13 protein-coding genes and 2 pseudogenes are annotated in these 17,436 nt (G+C 51.2%); 7 read left to right on the forward strand and 8 right to left on the reverse strand.

Features of this window, described 5'->3' with window-relative positions; all coding sequences use genetic code 11:
- Positions 1-67 precede the first annotated feature (67 nt).
- Genes PMI23_RS01805 through dndB form a run of 4 tightly spaced genes read right to left on the reverse strand, consistent with a single transcriptional unit; the run spans position 68 to position 5,044 of the window.
- A complete protein-coding gene (locus tag PMI23_RS01805) occupies positions 68-433 on the reverse strand; it encodes a DndE family protein (RefSeq protein WP_007915167.1) in 366 nt (121 codons plus the stop codon).
- Positions 430-2,442: a DNA sulfur modification protein DndD gene (dndD, locus tag PMI23_RS01810; RefSeq protein WP_007915169.1), complete on the reverse strand. Its 2,013-nt coding sequence runs from the start codon at positions 2,440-2,442 to the stop codon at positions 430-432. Before dndD ends, PMI23_RS01805 begins: the two co-directional genes overlap by 4 nt.
- Positions 2,439-3,965 carry a DNA phosphorothioation system sulfurtransferase DndC gene (gene dndC / locus PMI23_RS01815; protein ID WP_007915171.1) on the reverse strand — a complete coding sequence of 509 codons (1,527 nt, stop codon included), beginning with the start codon at positions 3,963-3,965 and terminating at the stop codon, positions 2,439-2,441. Before dndC ends, dndD begins: the two co-directional genes overlap by 4 nt.
- A complete protein-coding gene (gene dndB, locus PMI23_RS01820; RefSeq protein WP_007915173.1) occupies positions 3,962-5,044 on the reverse strand; it encodes a DNA sulfur modification protein DndB in 1,083 nt (360 codons plus the stop codon). Before dndB ends, dndC begins: the two co-directional genes overlap by 4 nt.
- Positions 5,045-5,794: 750 nt before the next feature.
- Between dndB and PMI23_RS30255 the strand changes: the two genes are divergently transcribed.
- Positions 5,795-6,037 (forward strand): integrase core domain-containing protein, encoded by a 243-nt coding sequence (locus tag PMI23_RS30255; RefSeq protein WP_157279728.1) that lies wholly within the window; start codon positions 5,795-5,797, stop codon positions 6,035-6,037.
- 66 nt (positions 6,038-6,103) lie between these two features.
- Here PMI23_RS30255 and PMI23_RS01830 read toward each other — a convergent pair whose 3' ends face one another.
- The 4 genes and pseudogenes from PMI23_RS01830 to PMI23_RS29130 all read right to left on the reverse strand — a co-directional run.
- Positions 6,104-7,699, reverse strand: a complete 1,596-nt coding sequence (locus PMI23_RS01830) for an ATP-dependent nuclease (RefSeq protein ID WP_007915175.1) — start codon at positions 7,697-7,699, stop codon at positions 6,104-6,106.
- Positions 7,696-8,895, reverse strand: a complete 1,200-nt coding sequence (locus tag PMI23_RS01835; RefSeq protein ID WP_007915178.1) for a DUF262 domain-containing protein — start codon at positions 8,893-8,895, stop codon at positions 7,696-7,698. Before PMI23_RS01835 ends, PMI23_RS01830 begins: the two co-directional genes overlap by 4 nt.
- 50 nt (positions 8,896-8,945) lie before the next feature.
- Positions 8,946-9,773, reverse strand: coding sequence for a restriction endonuclease (locus tag PMI23_RS01840; RefSeq protein WP_007915179.1), 828 nt, complete (start codon positions 9,771-9,773; stop codon positions 8,946-8,948).
- A gap of 291 nt (positions 9,774-10,064) precedes the next feature.
- Positions 10,065-10,441 (reverse strand): annotated as a pseudogene (locus tag PMI23_RS29130) (conjugal transfer nickase/helicase domain-containing protein); the annotation flags it as partial.
- A gap of 168 nt (positions 10,442-10,609) precedes the next feature.
- Between PMI23_RS29130 and PMI23_RS01845 the strand changes: the two are divergent.
- The 6 genes and pseudogenes from PMI23_RS01845 to PMI23_RS01870 all read left to right on the forward strand — a co-directional run bounded on the left by PMI23_RS01845 (position 10,610) and on the right by PMI23_RS01870 (position 17,369).
- Positions 10,610-12,030, forward strand: a pseudogene (locus PMI23_RS01845) (IS1182 family transposase).
- Between the two features lie 759 nt (positions 12,031-12,789).
- The gene (locus PMI23_RS01850) at positions 12,790-13,326 is read left to right on the forward strand and encodes a LasR-specific antiactivator QslA (RefSeq protein ID WP_007915182.1); all 537 of its coding nucleotides are present in this window, start codon (positions 12,790-12,792) and stop codon (positions 13,324-13,326) included.
- Positions 13,327-14,392: 1,066 nt separating this feature from the next.
- Positions 14,393-15,793 carry a YfjI family protein gene (locus PMI23_RS01855; RefSeq protein WP_007915183.1) on the forward strand — a complete coding sequence of 467 codons (1,401 nt, stop codon included), beginning with the start codon at positions 14,393-14,395 and terminating at the stop codon, positions 15,791-15,793.
- Entirely contained in the window at positions 15,786-16,139 is a 354-nt protein-coding gene (locus tag PMI23_RS01860; RefSeq protein ID WP_007915184.1) for a hypothetical protein, read from the forward strand. The genes PMI23_RS01855 and PMI23_RS01860 overlap by 8 nt, the downstream gene beginning before the upstream one ends.
- Entirely contained in the window at positions 16,123-17,103 is a 981-nt protein-coding gene (locus PMI23_RS01865; RefSeq protein ID WP_007915186.1) for an integrase domain-containing protein, read from the forward strand. The genes PMI23_RS01860 and PMI23_RS01865 overlap by 17 nt, the downstream gene beginning before the upstream one ends.
- Positions 17,100-17,369 carry a hypothetical protein gene (locus PMI23_RS01870; RefSeq protein WP_007915187.1) on the forward strand — a complete coding sequence of 90 codons (270 nt, stop codon included), beginning with the start codon at positions 17,100-17,102 and terminating at the stop codon, positions 17,367-17,369. Before PMI23_RS01865 ends, PMI23_RS01870 begins: the two co-directional genes overlap by 4 nt.
- Positions 17,370-17,436 lie beyond the last annotated feature (67 nt).

Here is a 17,436-nt window from a genome sequence, read left to right on the forward strand (position 1 = left end):
TTTTCAATTGAGCTTAACGCCAATAGGCTCGTTAACGGTTGAGCCCACCGCTGAAGGTGGGCTCTTTTTATTTACTTCCTATCAGCAAGGCTACGTCTTTCAGGGAGCGTACATGTCCCATTTTATGCAAGCCTACCTCGATGAGAGAAGCGACATGCCTGACGGGATCCCACTCTAGAGCACTTTGATGCGTGAACTGCCTGAGTAGTGCTTCGTAGATATCCAAGTGCTCGCCAAATAGAGTTGGGGCGTTGAATTCCTGGCCATCCAGGTCTGACACACTTGCATTGCCAAGCCCATTCTCGTCAGCGAGTGCAAGCGCGATCGCAAATCTACTCAAAATATTGGGCGTCAGGCCTGTCTTCGATTTAAGGTACTTCAGCTTCGCAGTGGATGAGGCTGATATTTTAAATTTGTGCGGAAATACGTTCATGCGTTTTGTGCCCACCGCCAGAAATAGCCTTCCTCTGCTTGAGTGGACCGAGTTTCTGGGTTGTATACCAGATGATAAGAGTGCGAAATACTTCCCTGTAGGCCTTCATAGAAGGCGTAATCAATTTCGGTATCCGTCGAGAGAATGATGACTTGGTGACTTGTCTTAGGGAAATAATTTACCACGAGCTTTTTCCGATGAACCGAGTCCAGTCGACCTAGCGGTGTGTCGATCACAACTGGCAGGCTTCGCCCTGAAGTGCGGGCCAGCGCTTCCAAGATAGAGATCGCAAAGATTTGCTTCTCGCCGGCTGACAGTTCTTCTTTACGAAGTATTACGCCTTCATCGTCGATCAGTACGACCTCGAAGGTGTTTGGATCGATCTGAATGCTGAGATTCCTATCTTCTTTGCGAGCCAGGCCATTGAATGAGGTGTAAAACTGCGACTCGAGCTCTTTGAGTTTTTCAATTCGAGCGCGAGTAGAGAACTCTTTCAATACATCTTTGGCATTCTGTGCAAGACCGGTCAGGCGCTCATCTTCCTGGGACTCCGCTATTTCGGTGTAGAGATCGTCTAACTGGCGTGCAGCCACCGACAGACGTGCGAGGAGGGCCTTTGCTTCTTCAGCCATTACCGATTTCTGCTCCTCAAGAGCGGAAAGCCGTCCTTGTAGCTGCCCTTGTTCGTTAAATAGTGGGATCAGTACTTTTTCGTCGGGCGCTCTAGCGATATTTTCCCGGGCGGATTCGATCTGGCTATCGGTTTCCTGAAGCGTCATCACTAAGTCAGCAGCACGCTGTTGGAGCGAGCCAACATCGTTCTGTAGGCGATGAGTGATGCTGAATCGTTGAGTATCCGAGAGCTCATGTACTGGAGCTTCTTGTTCAGCGCTGTTCGCGACCTCTGATCCGAATGTCCTCAGAAAAATATCTTGAAGGGCAGGGAGTTGATCCTTTGTCATAGCGAAGGCAGATTCGACTTCTGCTAGAAAATTGCTCTGCTGACGTTGCAAGTATTCGGAGAGTACCTGTGCTTTTTCTGCGCGTTGCTCAGCGTCAATTTGCGCTAGCAGTTTCTCGTTGAGACTTTGAGTTATAGCGAAAGGTAGCAGGCCGCTGAGCATGTCATGCAGGGTGTGCTCTATGGCTTTTTTGTCGCTAACCAATGCATCGAGGTTGACCGTTTCCTCTTGCCTGGAGGCGCTCCAGGCGCCACCGCGTGCATTGATGCTCGCTTCGATGTTGCCAAGGTTCTTGTTGGCCTCGACAGTATTCACGCGCATGAGGAGAAGCTTTTCGCGTACTTCTGCCAGCTGCTCGTTCAGATCGTTATATGTCCGTTCTGCTTCAGCAATTTTTTGCTTGCGATCTTCAGAAGCCTTTTTGATCGAGCGCCCTCTAATGATAACGGAGAGGTCGGAGTGCAATCTATCGATGAGATCCAAGCCCAAAAGCTTGTTGATCGATTCACGCAAAGCATCTCCGGATGTTTCTTCGGCAAGGCTCGCGATTTTTTCGCCGTCGAAGAAAAACAGCTCAGAGACGCCGATCGGGATCAGCTCGTTGAGAAATGCTTGTGCCTGATCATAGGAAAGCTCGGTCAGAGGGTGCCCGTCCCTTGAAATGATCAGGCCTTCTTTTACCTTTCCAGCATGGTCAACAAACCAATCGCGCGTCAGTTGATAGCTCGAAATAACACCATATTGTGCATAGCGAAAAGTCAGCTCGACAGCCGATCGCGTAGGCTTGGCGATGCTGTTGTGAGCTCTGTGTATGCATTCACGAAGATACTGATGGTACTCGGCAACCGTTGCACCGGAGCCCAGTACGCCTTTACCGTACAAGGCAAGCTTCAGCGCGCTCAGAATGGTCGTTTTGCCGCCGCCGTTTAGGCCGCCAAACAAAACAATAGGCGCGTTTTTGCCTCTTTTGATCTTCGGAACCAGGTCAAAATTGTGGGCTCCGCTAAACACGCGGAAATCTAGTACTGAAAGAGAGTCAATAATCATTGCAGCAAGCCATCTATGTCGGCTTTCAGAGATTCGAAAGCAGTCTTGTACGTATCGGTAACTTTAGGTACGGCGCGTCGTTCCATCGCCTCGTCCAATCCACCCCAGTCTTGCTCCAGGACTTTCTGCAGCTCGTCCAGAATGCCTTTTCGGCGTGAAAGCCCTGAGAATGACAACTCTGTATCGATGAGTTTCATGATCAGCACTGCTGGAACGCCGCGCTCAGCCTCGAGAGCGTTGAGAATGGCCGCATCAGGTTCAGTAAACGCGCCGGCATCATTTTTGATCCACTCGACTGTATCTTCGGGGTAAACCTCTCCGTAGATTTTAGGAAGCGAATCAATCCAGTCCGGTTCGTTTGGATCCTTGAGCCACTGTTGGCGAATCACTTGCAGCTCGTCACGGCCGATCAGCTCAATCTCGCGATCAGTCTCACGAATACCCTTCTCAATTTCCAAAAGTAGCTTCAGCCACTCTCGACGATATTTCATCCAGTACGGGCCAGGCACGTGCTTGGCGGCGGTATTGGAGTCGTCATCGATAGCCCCTCTTGCGAAGGTCACTTTCCCGGTACGACGTTTGTAGTTACGGAATTCAGTCTTATTTTCGGGCAGCGAGCTGGCGTGCAGTTGGTTGCGGAACTGGAGCAGCGGTAGCATCCAGTCCTCTCCGCTGTTTACGAGTCCTTCGATCGCTTTGTCGTGTGTCACTACAGTGCAGGTCCAGCATCCGAAACGCGAGTTTCCGCATGATGGTGTATTGGTATCGATGACGAGCGGGCACTCTCCAGCATTGGAGTCTTTGTAGAGCTCAAACAGTACTCGGTTGGAGCCACCCCAAGGCCTTGCAGCGCTCATGAGGTATTCCCACACATCATCAGCGTGCCAAAGCTCAATGGGCATATAGGTATACGCATTGTGCAATGTCGTGTGTCGACCTAGTGCAGAACCATCGATTTTGTGGCGTGTGATTACCTGGGCACGCGTGGAGCTTTCTTCTCGCCTGGAGCCAAGCACAACCACGACTTCACCGAAGCGAGCTACCTTGTCCTTGATAAACTCGCTCACAGGGTCAATTTTCATCCGCTCAGTACACCAACGGAATGCTTTGGTTGGGGCAGGGTAGCCTTTGCCCAGCAGGTTGGCCCAAAACGTCTCGCCGACTTCAGGAGTGACAGAGTGTGCTGTCATGGGTAGTTGATCCTGAATCGCCTGGGCGTTCACCGAATCAAGCACCTGGCGGATCATGTCGACGACTACAGGGGTTTCCACTCGAGTGTCGGAGGAGACCACGTACACGTGCTTATGGCGTTCCTCAGGCGGCAACATCTTCAAGGCGTAGTATGTGAGCGAGAGAATCACGGTGGAGTCTTTACCACCGCTGAACCCTACCACCCAAGGGCGATTATCTGCCTTGTAAATGCTCTGAAGCTCGCGGACAGCGTCCGCTAATGGTCTACCAGCAATGATCGCTTCCTGAACGAAGTCATCGTGTGATGGATAGAGAAATTGATCATTACTCATTTTTGAGGAAACCTGTTTTCTAACTCGCGTTCAACCGTGGACAGCGGGACACCAAGTTTCTTCTTGATGAGACTGGCGGTGAGTGCAACGTTCGTTGTGGCTTTGGAGATCCGGCCGTGAACCATGGCCCGGCCGTCCCATTCAGGATTGGCTCTGGACCAGTCGATGCTGCGCAGTTGGCTGATGGTTTTTTTCCACTCGGATTCTTTGCGGATAATCAGCTCAGCACCGACGAGTCCCATCGCTTGCAGCATCACGCCGTGGGCGTGGATGTAGTTGTCACGTAGCTCAGACGTCGACAGCTCTTTGTTTTTGGCCCTTATCCAATCGGGCATCTGTAGAGATACCTCTTCCCAGAAAGATTTTGCGAGCTCTCTCTCGTTTTGCGCGATGAGATCACCTTTCCCTTTTTTCAAGAGGACACGGGACGCATTTTTGATGGCGCTGAGAGTAAAGAGCTTGGAACTGCGAGGGGAGAGACTGGACTTCTCCAGCTCAGTCATCCTGGAAAAGACGTCTACATTTTTTGCCAGATACCTGGCCAGATCAGAAATCTGATCGCGGTGGTCGTAAAGGGTGCTGATTGAGTTGCTCGGCCGTACGGCATGCTTGTTGAGGTCGGCGAACATTTGCTGGCTGCGATTGAGCCCTTCATCAATAAAGAAAAGGACTGGGATGTTGTCGTGGCCAAGCTCTGGATTCTCACGAATTGCTTGCTCGATGGCTGCGCGCCGATGCTGGCCGTCGTTGATCAGGATCGGAGCTTCCATGGGAATTGTGAGCGTTCCAATGCTTTGCCCCAAGCCTGTGTCGGAAGCAGGGGTGAACTGGACAACGCCGTCAACAGATGCAGTGATCGCGGATAGGGTGTAATCGTCGCGATTGTCAATCAGGTACGCTGATATCTCTGGGACCCTAGCAAGGTTCAATGTGCGCTGGGCGCGTAGGTCGGGTGGCACATTTTCTTCATTAAACATGAATATTTTTGGCACAAGGCGCATCGGGCACATCGCGATATAGCATGGCCGCCCGGCCTGTATGCCCCTAACGCATGGGAATGAGTGGACGAAAATATTCATGGCTCAGGACGTGTTTTTTCTATGAGTATGTTATTTTACATATTTTTAACATACACACAAGGTGGGTCGACAGAATGGTTAGGTCCGGCTGTCGGCTTGTGGGGCGCGGTTAGTAAATCGCCCGGCTTCTATAAGCCAACAGTCAACGTTCCGTAGCTGGCGGTATCCCATCGCCCAAGGGCAGGGTGGAGCTGCTGCAGCACCGTGTAGCTTGTAGTCCCAGGCATAGTAGCTAAATCGGTATGGTTAATTCAGAGCGCCGTGCCAGGGGGTAAAGTTCACCATTCTGATACTCCGCCTGAAGATTGACGGCGATCGTACCAGTGTCATGGTGCTGAGCCCTGTAGGCAATGGAGACGCTACTGACATCAGCCTTGCCGCCTGGTCTCACGGTGCCGTACCACTGAGGAGGAGGACCGGTGCAGCATAAAGCTCATGCCACCAGTTCCATTCCGCGATCGAGCATGCCCTCAGGCTATGCATCGTGGAGGCTTTCGCTGGACGGTGTTGCTACAGATAGTTGGCATAGCTACGAATCCGTTCGAGGTCGCGTTGGTCGAATGACAGATGGGAAAGCGCAATGTATTGCCATCCCCTCTCGAGTTAGCTTTTCGGGCGGCCGGCAGTGAGCTGAGTTTCTACGTCAGATCGTGCAGGCGTTACCGTACAAGATCCACACCATCCGGACTGATAACGGCGTAGCATTCACCGAGCAGCCCTGGTATCGCAACGGCGCGACCAACAGGTTCGGTGAGTGCATTTTTTGATCGCGTCTCCCATGAGCAAGCCATCAAACATCGACTGATCCATGTGTACCACCCGTGTACCAATGGCCACGTTGAGCATATGCACCGGACGGTCAAAGACGCCACAATCAAGGTCTTCCAGTATCCTGACTTCGCTGCACTGAAGGCGGATGTGCTGGCCTTCGTTACGGCTTACAAAGTCAACAGATATCTCAAGGTCTTGCGATCCATTCAAGGGGATCGGTGAGGCTTGGACGAATAGTCCAGAGTGATTCACTATTAATACACAGCATCTCATTCCGGGGCCGTATACCTAATTAGCCAGAGTTAAAATCATTTTTTGAAGCTCAGCGCTATGAACTAATTTTCCGTTGTGATGACCTGATGGGAATGAGTCAAATTTATCTTCAAGTTGGTATTTAAGGTTTTCTCCAACTATTCCATAACGGAGTGGTTCGCCAGTAGTCTTCTCTAGAACGTTGATGCTTAGGGTATGGCTGAAATTGTTTATTTCGAAAATAAACTGATTTATAAGTATTGGGTTAAGCTCCATCCATAGCGTTATGGCGATCTGTTTCAACAACCCTAGATTGATGAACTCACCCAGGTCTTTGCACTCTTTTGCTAAGTCTATGAAGAATTCATGTGAGTCAGAAGATATTCTGTTGGTGATCGCATGAAAATCATCATGGTCGCCTCGGAAATTTATAAGCTCTGCTAGTCTGCGTGCATGTGGTTTAATAGACTTAATTACTTCTTTCTCGGGTGGAAGTTTCTCTGCAGAAGGTAGGAATATTTTGGGGATGTTTGGGTGGAAGTCGTCTGCTTGTACAATCTGATCGGCGTCATACACGGCGATGTAATTCAGTCCAGATATTCCCTTGTAGTGCTTGGATAACATCTGGATATTAGACTCGCCTTCAAGTACATGGATGTGGCTTTTAAGATAGACGCCTGGCGCCCTGTCTTTTAAAATTGCCTCAAGAACTAGCTTGGCGAATGCATCTTCGACTAACAATACTGACTTTTTTTCCGGCGTCAAGCCTAAGGCTGTCAGTGCTTTGAGATGGTCTGTGGCAATCTTTCGCTTGGCTCCGAGGTACATAACATTTATTGATGATACTCCTTGCTCCTTTAGTATGTGTTCGGAGTGAGTAGACATTAATATATTAATTTTTTTATCGTTTGCTATAGTTGCAATGAATTCCATTAATCTAAATTGACTGACTGGGCAGATAAAGGATTCAGGCTCCTCCATTATCAGTATGCTATCTTTTTCAAGGCTCATAAATCGCCAAGCTGTTACGAGTATTTTATGCTCTCCTTGACCCATGTCTTCTGTGCGGTATGTGTTTGAGTCGCTGCAAACCTCAAAATATGGAAACGTTGTGTCTTCAATTATGTGGCTTACTTCGCTCACGGTGATGCGCTGATAGGCCTTGCCTGTTATCCGTCCAATCCAAAGCAGGCTTTCTTCGTCCAGTTCATATTTTGCTGACCCATTCATCCAGCCATTTTTGTCTACATCGCGCTTGTACTCTTCGATAATTTTTAATGCAAAAGTAGATGGGTCGAAGTAGAACGTGTTTGGGATCTTGGTTTCGTCATTAGGGCTAATGTCAATCTCGTTTCCGCGTCGCATTAATTTAATTCTCAACTTGCTAGCGTCGCTGTCGCGAAATACTCCGAGCCCTAAATCTTCCTTTGTCAGCGTTTTGTAAATTAACTTCAGTAGGGATGTTTTCCCTACGCCATTTCTTCCGCAAATAGATGTCAGTGCTGATGTAAAATTTAGGGTGATATCCTCAATCTCATCAATGCCGCATATTGTGATTTGCTTTATATATAGGGTGAATTTTTTGAATTGATCGAGGTGTCTGCGGCAATCCTTTAATGCAGCTTGCTTCATAATGCGTACTCCCAAATTGAGTCATCAGCAAATTCTTCGAGAACTGCAGCGGTGGGTTTCTCGTCATCACTTAGGAGGATGATTAATTTGCGCACTGCCTTCGCCTTCTCTGGCTCAAGTTTTCGTATCGAGGCAGGGTAGTAGAGGTAAAAGAATAGAGATATAATTATGTCCCGAATTATGAGTGAGCTAGTAGTTGTAACTCGTGAAGTAGAACGTACGCCGAATATGGAAAACAGCTCGCCTAAAGTCTCGTCGGTTAATTTCAAACCTCTGCTTGGAGGCTTGCTAAACCGACGGAAGTAAGCCCGGTCGGTTTCGAATTTTACAAAAATTTCTGAAAATTCTCTTTCTGAAAAAATGCTTGCGGTCAATTTTTGACTTGCTATAAAGTAAAGCCAGGTGTTAATTGAGGCTTTTGTAACGTGGATGTCGATTTGGGAGCGATCCAGGTCATTTTTTGCAACTCCCAAAATTTTAATGGCTTCATTTATTGCGTTGATAATATTCGCTGAGAAGGGCTTGTCATCTCGAGCTCTGTCGTTGAGCTGTTTTTCGGTGTATGAAGCTATCAGTGAGCCGCACTCCAACATATAGCATAATTTAATGAAGAGGTCGTGATAAGCCATGCGTTGGTTGCTGAACCCCAAGAATCTGCGATCCAGGCCGTTTTTGTCGAGCTCTTCCACAAGTTTTTTGATTTGAGTTCGAAGTTTGCCAACGTACGCATTACGTTTTTCGGCTGAGGTGAGCTTCAGTGACTCGTTTAGTCTATTGAATAGCTCACCAGGTTCTCCCTGGTTGTACTCAAGGATCTCGAAGACTCGTACTGCATAACGATCAAGTCTATTTTTAACTTTGCTTGGAAGCTGGGAGTAACTCAGACCGTTTAGTTCCTGCAGGTCGTCGTCTAACGGTTCAATATGGCCGTCGATTCTAAATTTGTTGTCAATGAAGTCCCTGATGGCGCTCAAGCGTTGCTGTCCATCCAATACTTCTTGAATCATTGTGTCTTCATTTAGAATTACGTGCACTGGCGGTACTTGCCAGTCGCGAAGTATGGTGTCAATAAGAAGTTTTTTTTTCGGTGTTTTCCAGACTTCGGCCCTTTGGAAGTCGGGTTGCAGGTCCAAGCTTCCATCTTTAATTCTTGAGTATATAGTGGCTAGATCTGGGTCGGTCGCCTTTATTTTCACTTCTCTATTCCTATATGGTGATTAGGGTTTTTATTTTGGTAGTATAACTGTTAATCGTCGCTGAAAAAGTTTCGGTCGATTTCATAAACTGGGTAAGTAAATATTCTGTCAATACCCATTTCGTGCTGTACTAAATAGTCGCAAAGTAAAGATCCATTAATAAGAGTGATGTTCATTCCTTGAGCTTGTGAGGCATGCTTGGTTGCTTGAGTGGTAAAGTTTGAAGAGGTAAAGAAAACTCCTTTCCTGGCACCTTTTACAGACATTGCGCCAATGAAATCTCTAATTTCGCTTGGAGTGACTGAGTTTAGTTTGTAGCGTTTTGCTTGGATATAAATTTTTTCTAATCCAAGCTTGTCTTCATAGATAACCCCATCGATGCCCTCATCCCCCCTGCCTCCTGTTACCTGAGCAGCCAATGAACTATCCCAGCCATATCCCATTTTTAGCAATAAGTCCACAACTATTCGTTCGAAAAATGAGGGGTCTGAAGATTTAATGCAGTCAAGTAGCTGGTTTTTTATGCTTGAAATATGCTCTTTGTGACTTGAAAATAATACTTCCTCGGATGTTAAGTCTTTGCTGGTGTTGATTTTGGTTATTTGTTCTGGTCCAGGCATAACTCCATTCCATAGCGTATAGCGCACCATGGAGTCGCCGGAGGTCTGTTTTGCTATGGAAAATAGCTTGCGCGGGCTAGCACTCGGAAAATCTAGATCGATACAATGTTTCCTTATTTTGTTCCTGACAAGAGAAATAGGATCTTTTGCGCCAAAAATATAAAGTTGGTTTGCGATGATTTGCTCATAGATTTCTCGATGTGTGAGAGGTCGATCAACTAATTCGAGAGTTTTCTTTATTGCTCCAACGATTGTCACAACTTGACTCCGATGCAGGTATTCACACTGCTAGGATAGCGTCGGTCCAGGTCAAGGTAAAGATAGTAGGTATGTTTTTATTGTGCCCTGTTTTTCTGCTTGGATCCTCGTCTGTCAAGTCCCACAAAGGTTTGGTATGCCACTCTGGTCGATATCTAGATTTTGCAAATATTACTGATGGTTGTTGGGAATTGTTACTCACCATTTAATTGTTTTATTGGGAGTGTTAGAAGAAATTGTCAGGAAGGAGCATGCTTGTAATTTTGCTAGCTTTGCATAGCAGATAGCCATTCAGTCCTCAATCGCGAGAAATGGGTTGTCTGACGGCATCTGATCTAAAAGCGACATAGGATCTGCAATCAAGTATCCCCTCAAAGTAGCTTTCTTTCTGGGACCTTGCACTTTACAAGACCAGATATTCAGTCCGTCACCACGCTTCCTGTGGACTTTGAGTTTTCGAATTGTTTTTGCAGTGATCGCCAATCTTCAGTGCCTTGATTGACAGCGTTGGATATGCTCGGGAACTCTTGGGCATAACGTTGGAAAATACCCGGGCTCACGAGAAACACCGTACCACTCACCGTGTGGATTTTGGCCTCGCTGTCATTGATGGTCAGCTTGTGATTCTGAACGCCTTCTTTGACCCAATTTAGAAAGGCCAGCCCAGGGGCTTGCTTGGCAGCCTCTTGGATGCGAGTCCAAAAAATTGAAATAATGGCGCGATTAACAGCCTCCGAGCCTTGGTTCTGCAGCGGCTGCTTTTGGCCCAGGGTGTGTAAAAACGCCTTCGTGAACCCTTGCTATGATTTCTGAGGATTTCATAGCAAGGATCGCCCATGAAGCGCTTTATCCAAGGTGAACATCGAGGCCAAGGCACCTTACTTCCCGAGAGTCTCGACGACTACGTCAGCGATACCAACCCGGTGCGCGTAGTTGACGTCTTCGTCGATGAACTTGACCTGGTCAAACTGGGTTTTGACGGTGCCATTCCAGCCGACACTGGCCGGCCTGCTTACCATCCGTCGGTCTTGTTGAAAATCTACATATACGGTTATCTCAACCGCATCCAGTCGAGCCGGCGCCTGGAGCGAGAAGCCCAACGCAACGTCGAACTGATGTGGTTGACCGGGCGCTTGATGCCGGACTTCAAGACCATCGCCAACTTCCGAAAAGACAACAGAAAAGCCATCCGAGGCGTCTGCCGACAGTTCGTCGTGTTGTGTCAGCAGTTGGGACTGTTCGGAGAACATCTGGTCGCCATCGATGGCAGCAAATTTAAAGCCGTCAACAACCGCGACCGCAATTTCACCAGCGCCAAACTGAAGCGGCGAATGGAAGAAATTGAATCGAACATCAACCGTTACCTGACGGCACTCGATGCTGGTGATCGACAAGAACCAACAGCTACCGAGCCCAGCGCCGTGCGGCTGGAAGAGAAAATCGCCAAGCTCAAAATTCAAATGAAAGAGCTTCAGGCGATCGAAATTCAGCTCAATGAATCACCGGATAAACAGGTCTCACTGACCGATCCAGACAGCCGATCCATGATGACGCGCGGCACGGGAATTGTTGGCTATAACGTGCAGACAGCGGTCGATACGCAGCATCATTTGATCGTTGCGCATGAGGTGACCAACGTAGGTTCCGACCGCGATCAACTCAGCTCGATGGCTAAACAAGCCCGCGAGGCGATGGCGTCAGATGCGTTGTCGGTAGTGGCTGACCGAGGTTACTTCAAAAGCGAACAAATCCTCGCTTGTCACGATGCCGGTATCACTGCCTATGTGCCCAAACCGATGACCTCTGGAGCCAAGGCTGACGGGCGTTTCAATAACGACGCCTTCATCTATGACGCGGCAAAAAACCAATACATTTGCCCCGCTGGCGAGGCGCTGATCTGGCACTACTCATACGTTGAAAAAGGCCTGAAATTGCATCGTTACTGGAGTTCGAAATGCCAGGGCTGCGCGTTGAAGTCGCAATGCACCCCGAGCACGGAACGACGGGTTCGACGCTGGGAGCATGAAGCTGTATTGGAGGAAATGCAGCTTCGGCTGAGCAAAGCACCGGAGATGATGCGCGTCCGAAAACGGACGGTTGAGCATCCCTTCGGGACGCTCAAACAATGGATGGGGCGACACACTTCCTGACGCGAAAGCTGGCCGGAGTGAGTGCGGAGATGAGCTTGAATGTACTTGCCTACACCTTGAAACGGGTCATGAAAATCATCGGTGCCAACGGTTTGATGAAGCGCTGACGGCCTGAAAAGGCTGATTTTGGCCCATTCCAGAGGCTGTAAAAACAGCGTTGGCGTGTTCCAGGCTACGACTGATATGGCCCGTGATATGACCGTGCGATCGCTCAGTCAACGAACGTCAATCCTCCACGACGATGAAGTCCATGAGCGTTTTTACACACTCTGGGCCGGTTTCTGCTCGTCGCGACTCAGCGCTGCAGAGGAGGGCTGGCGTTCAATTATGCCTTGAAACGTGGAACGTTAGTTTTGAAGCCTGCGAACAGCTACTGTGATTGAGGTTAAGGCCTCACACCATAAGAGTCGGTTGCGCGTTAGCTGGCTTCCCATAGTCTCTAGATTCCGACGAGCGTCAGTTCTGTCATGAGCTTTCGTTCGAATGCGGCGCTTATTTACACTCATGCTTGTGTTGTCGCCGCTTCACATTTACGCTTTGTTCCGTTGCGGTCAATCCCGCGACCGGGCGTCAGAACCTGAATCAAAACCAAGGCGCGGTTTCTTCCATTCCGCACAGCCAGTGCTTTGTGCGCTAGCTGCTGCTTTTCTATGGCGGACCGTGCGGGGCAGGCTTCGGCCTGGCCGGTTCCTTGGTTTCCGGTTTCTGACCCCCGTACGGTTTGCCACCCTATGCCGCGTCAGAACGGTGGATGGCAATCCTTAATCAAACCAAGGAGATAAGGAAAATGGCATGCCCACCTTTTAAGCTCGTGCGCCGCCCTGGCCCAATGGTTCAAGCTGCAAACTATCTCGGAGGATTCCGCGATGTTTGATCTTTCGCTTCTCATCGGTCTCCCCAAACCCAACAGCATCGATACTTCATCGCTTACCCCTGAAGATTCAGCGATTAAACTGCGGCAGGCTGCCACTCTACGGCTTAACGGAGCCCAGAGTATTCTGCTTCATTTTCCGAAAGACGTTGAGCTGGCAGTAGAGCTGTTGGATGACGCCGCCGTGTTGTACGACAAGGCATTCCGAAATTTAACTGGTATCCCAGCTCAAAGCGTTCATCAGCAGATCCATGAGTATGTCTCTGTCCCATCCGCTGAAGGCTCTCCTGCGATCCAAACCCCGTGGGGCGACGAGTTCGCTCCGATAATTAAGGACGGTGTTCGTTGCGCAGAGACTTGGCTTGAAGGCTCATCATTACCGTTATGGTGGGCGCTGTCTCAGAATCGAAAACGTCATCGTCCAGGTGATCCACAAGAGGCATTTGAAGCAGGTTTTCTGCTGCGGTTGCAGCAGACATTGATCATGCGACGTAAGGCAGTCACCTCCCAACCAACCCGCTTTGATGCCTGAGTCTGTAATTGACGTTTAAGGTTTGCTTTTCCCGCCAGACCCTCCGATCAAGCGATCTTTGATCGCGCCGATCGGAGGGTTCATTCGGTTTTTCTCGCAGCGACCTCGCTCCACACTCCCGTTTTCAGATTTGATTAGCACCACGTTTGCTTTCGCCCGTCAGTAATTCCCCGCGATTTCCATCAAGCGCAGCGCCATTCAATGTGCGCGAATCTTTTCGTTGGGCATGGATGTAGGTGTGGCGACAGCGGCGACGCCGGCGACAACCCACGTAGAGCGTGGCCTGGAGCATGGCGACAAAAGTGGCGACAGTCGCCACTTTCTGAGCACTTCGACTGTGACGCTTGACCCCCTTTTCGAGAGGGTATAAAAATTGGCGCACGGATCGCTGTCGTTGACAGCACCAGCCCAGGTAGCCAGAACCTTTAAGGCTACGCCACTTGTGTGGTGGTTCTTCCGAAGTGCGATTAGCGTCCGGCGGCTCGCACGGTCACTCCCCAAGAGTGATGGATGCCTACTCGACTGATCTGCCCACTGCGGCAGACGATGGACCTTCCTCGCTGCACTGCAGCAACCTCACCTCTCGGCACACTTCGCTGCGCCAGACTGCGCCCGTCTCTTTCTCCTGGAAAGAGACGGGCGCTCGTACCATTGCTGCAAGCCACGTCGCAAAAGGGATTGCCGCATCTCTCCTCGTGACAATCGGCCTGACAAATCCGATTCGTCGCAATCCGTAACGACACAGGCGTCGGTGCCGCAGCCTATGGAAAGGCTGCACCTGACTGACAGTCAGGCATGCCCCAGGTGTCGATGTTGTTGCCTTCTCCCGCTCAGGATCTCCAGGTGTCGAACTCGTCAGTCGGCACAGCCTCCACCCGCCCGCATCTTCGGATGCGTCTAAGGAGGTCAGATTCATGGGGTCATGCCCTTGCTCCCGGTCGTAAGGAGCCGTTCGTTCCACGTCAGTGAACACCTCACAGGCTGCAGGGGCCTTGATCCCTGATAACACTCAACATCCGCGGCGGTACTACGTGAGGGCAACCAGCAATGGACGAGGAGAGGGCCCATGCAGCAGTTAGATCCGAAGCTTGAACTACCGCAACCACCTCGACCGCTGATTGAGTCGAATCCCGTGGCCCAGCCTTATCCGGTGCAGGCACTGGGTGGGATTCTTGGGCCTGCGGTAGAGCGAATGGCCGAGGTCATCGGCGTGCCCCAGGCACTGGCCGCGCAATCAGTGTTGGCTGCCTCGGCGCTGGCCACTCAAGGTCATGCGGGCTTACAGCTCGACGGGAGAAATTATCCCCTGTCGCTGTACCTGATCACGGTGGCCGCGTCAGGTGATCGCAAAACAGCGGCGGATCGATGTGCATTGCTGCCTGCCCGGCAGTGGGAGCGTGAACAGTGGCAGCGTTACCGCGAACAGCTTGCACGGCACAGTGTTGCACAGCGGGAAGCGCAGCGTATCAAGCCAGCCGATTCTGAGTCCGCGAACGGGGTGCCACGCGAAGCGGAGCCCTCAGCCCCTAGGCTGATCACCACGGACCCGACTATCGAGGCGCTGATCAAGGGGCTCTGTCATGACTTACCCAGCATGGGGCTGTTTTGCGATGAGGGAGGGCAATTCCTCGGTAGTAGCACCATGAGTCGGGATAACCGTTTGAAAGCGGTCACGACTTTGTCGTCACTCTGGGATGGCAGTCCGATTGATCGTGCTCGCTCTATGGCCGGCGAAAGCCTGCGAGCCTACGACCGACGCCTGAGCCTGCACCTGATGCTGCAACCGTATTTGGCCATGCAGTTACTCAGTGACCCGTTGCTGCAGGGGCAAGGGATCCTTGGTCGCTGCCTGATGACCTGGCCCGCCAGCCTGGCCGGACAGCGCAGCTACCAGGCTGTCGACTTGTCCAAAGATGCCGCTCTAAAGCGCTATCACCATCGCCTCTCTGCCCTGTTTCATCAGCCTTGGTCACTGTCTCCTGATGGTGCTCTGCAGCTATCACCGCTAACCCTCAATCCGTTAGCCCGCCGTCGCTGGATTGATTTGCATGATGCCATCGAAGCTCAGTTGGGGGAGTTTGGCGAGCTGGCCAGCGTACGGCCCAGCGGATCAAAGGCCGCCGATAACCTACTGCGCGTCGCCGGCATTCTGGCAGTTGTGGAGGAGAGCAGCGTCGTTGAGGTCGACCATATCCAGCGGGCCTCCGCTTTAGTCGGCTACTACCTCACCGAGATCCAGCGCCTGACTGAGCAGGAGCCAGTGTGTCGAGTAAAAGAGGAGGCAGACCGGCTGCTGCGATGGCTACAGGTCAAAGATTGGAAGCGTTTCAGTATTCGTGAGTTGAATCGCAACGGTCCCCGCTTTGCCCGCAAGAGCAGTCGTCATGCCGCCAAGCTGCTGGTCGAGTTGATTGATCATCAGTGGTTGAGCACCGATGGCCACACCTTCGAGGTGCGCCATGTTTAATCTTGATGAAGCGTTGCGCAACCATCTGGCTCGGCGACAAAAGGAGCCCAAAGCGCGATTTGTCGCCGCTACTGTCGCCACTTTGTCGCCACGCTCAAAACCAGGCAGGACAAGGGTTGTCGCCGCTGTCGCCAGTGTCGCCACCACCCATAAAGCTATCGCCTCTACGACAGCCATTATTCAATGGTTGAAAGAGGAGGGTGCGCATCTTTACGTCACCGACAACACGCTGTGTTTTCGCCCGACTGATTGGGCTCAGTTCGCGATTGTAAGTGCGCACTGGCGAGCCCTTTTGCATGATCTCGAGGCAGTCGATCAGGAACAGAAAAATGGCTCGGGTCGGTAAGCGAGCGGGGCGCAATTTCGGCTTCGGTCGCCAGCTTAGCTATGCTGGACCGCAAGCACTGAAAGACCTGTTTGGCGAAGGCCATTTTGCTACCGTCAAAGCCCATAGCGATCGGTGGCAGGCCTTCGTGAATTGGTGTCGATCCGATGAAGGACCGAGGGTCAACGACGCGCGCCAGATAGACCGCGAGATCCTCATGCGGTACGCCGCCTATATGAGGAAGCAGGTTGACCAGGGCAACGTCGGCATCGCCACCGCGCAGAACCGACTGTCCAGCGTGAACCGAACGATGGCCGCGCTGCGCGGTGATCAATACGTCAAAATCCCGAGTCCGAGTAAGGCGCTTGGCTTGCAGCGCTCAAGCGTGCGAAGTGAGGCTCCGCAAGGTCAAGACCGTGCGCAGGTCGAGTTGATCGCGCGGGCGCTGTCAGATCGTCAGCAATCGAGGGTGAGTGCCATTGTGCTCCTCGCCCGTGAGGCTGGTATGCGCCTGCGCGAAGCGATCCTAGCCGATCTGCCCCGACTGCAACGTGAGGTTCGGCAACTGGGAAAGATCAACATCCAGGATGGCACCAAAGGTGGTCGATCAGGGGCCTCGGCACCGCGCTGGATTACGGTAACGGATCAAGTTCGCGACGCCCTGGATTGGGCCAGCGCGACCTCACCCAATGGCAGCCGGAATTTGTTGGCGCCCGACGAAAGCTACAGAGACTTTATGCGGGCTGTTGTGCGACCGGCACGGGACATCCTGCATGAGTATGGATTGAAAGGTTTTCATGAACTGCGGGCGGCGTATGCCTGTGAGCGCTATGAACAACTGACCGGCTTCTCCGCGCCCATCAATGGCGGTCTTGGTCAACGAGAGGATCGAGCACTCGATCAGCGTGCACGTCAGCAGATCAGCCACGAGTTGGGGCATAACCGCATCGACGTGGTGAGTGCCTACATCGGAGGTCGTCGATGAAGTCCGAGTTCGATATGGCGTTGTTTCTGAGGCCCGTGCTCAAAGGTGCGCATGCCACGCGGCAGCGGCATATCAGGCAGGCAGAAAGGATGCACGAGGCGATTCGTGAGCGCTGGGGTTGTGCGACCCCTTGGTCCTGGAAGGAAAAGCACACCAGATGGTTTTTAGAGCAATACCTGCGTTGCTCAGCACCAGCGACCATCTTTTACTATGAGTTAACAGCAGGGCTGATCCGCCGCAGAAAGGCGCAACTCGTGGTTGTCTGATAGATCTTTAAGCGTGAGCCCCTAAGTATGGGAATGCGGAGCCTTCCCATACTTAGGGGCTTGGCCG

This window comes from Pseudomonas sp. GM24 (genome assembly GCF_000282235.1).
Lineage (GTDB): Bacteria > Pseudomonadota > Gammaproteobacteria > Pseudomonadales > Pseudomonadaceae > Aquipseudomonas.

Excerpts from the sequence above, each read along its gene's own strand:
- PMI23_RS01805 (WP_007915167.1), bottom strand. The coding sequence starts at position 433 with ATGAACGTATTTCCGCACAAATTTAAAATATCAGCCTCATCCACTGCG.
- dndD (WP_007915169.1), bottom strand. The coding sequence starts at position 2,442 with ATGATTATTGACTCTCTTTCAGTACTAGATTTCCGCGTGTTTAGCGGA.
- dndC (WP_007915171.1), bottom strand. The coding sequence starts at position 3,965 with ATGAGTAATGATCAATTTCTCTATCCATCACACGATGACTTCGTTCAG.
- dndB (WP_007915173.1), bottom strand. The coding sequence starts at position 5,044 with ATGAATATTTTCGTCCACTCATTCCCATGCGTTAGGGGCATACAGGCC.
- PMI23_RS01830 (WP_007915175.1), bottom strand. The coding sequence starts at position 7,699 with ATGAAGCAAGCTGCATTAAAGGATTGCCGCAGACACCTCGATCAATTC.
- PMI23_RS01850 (WP_007915182.1), top strand. The coding sequence starts at position 12,790 with ATGTTTGATCTTTCGCTTCTCATCGGTCTCCCCAAACCCAACAGCATC.
- PMI23_RS01855 (WP_007915183.1), top strand. The coding sequence starts at position 14,393 with ATGCAGCAGTTAGATCCGAAGCTTGAACTACCGCAACCACCTCGACCG.
- PMI23_RS01860 (WP_007915184.1), top strand. The coding sequence starts at position 15,786 with ATGTTTAATCTTGATGAAGCGTTGCGCAACCATCTGGCTCGGCGACAA.
- PMI23_RS01865 (WP_007915186.1), top strand. The coding sequence starts at position 16,123 with ATGGCTCGGGTCGGTAAGCGAGCGGGGCGCAATTTCGGCTTCGGTCGC.
- PMI23_RS01870 (WP_007915187.1), top strand. The coding sequence starts at position 17,100 with ATGAAGTCCGAGTTCGATATGGCGTTGTTTCTGAGGCCCGTGCTCAAA.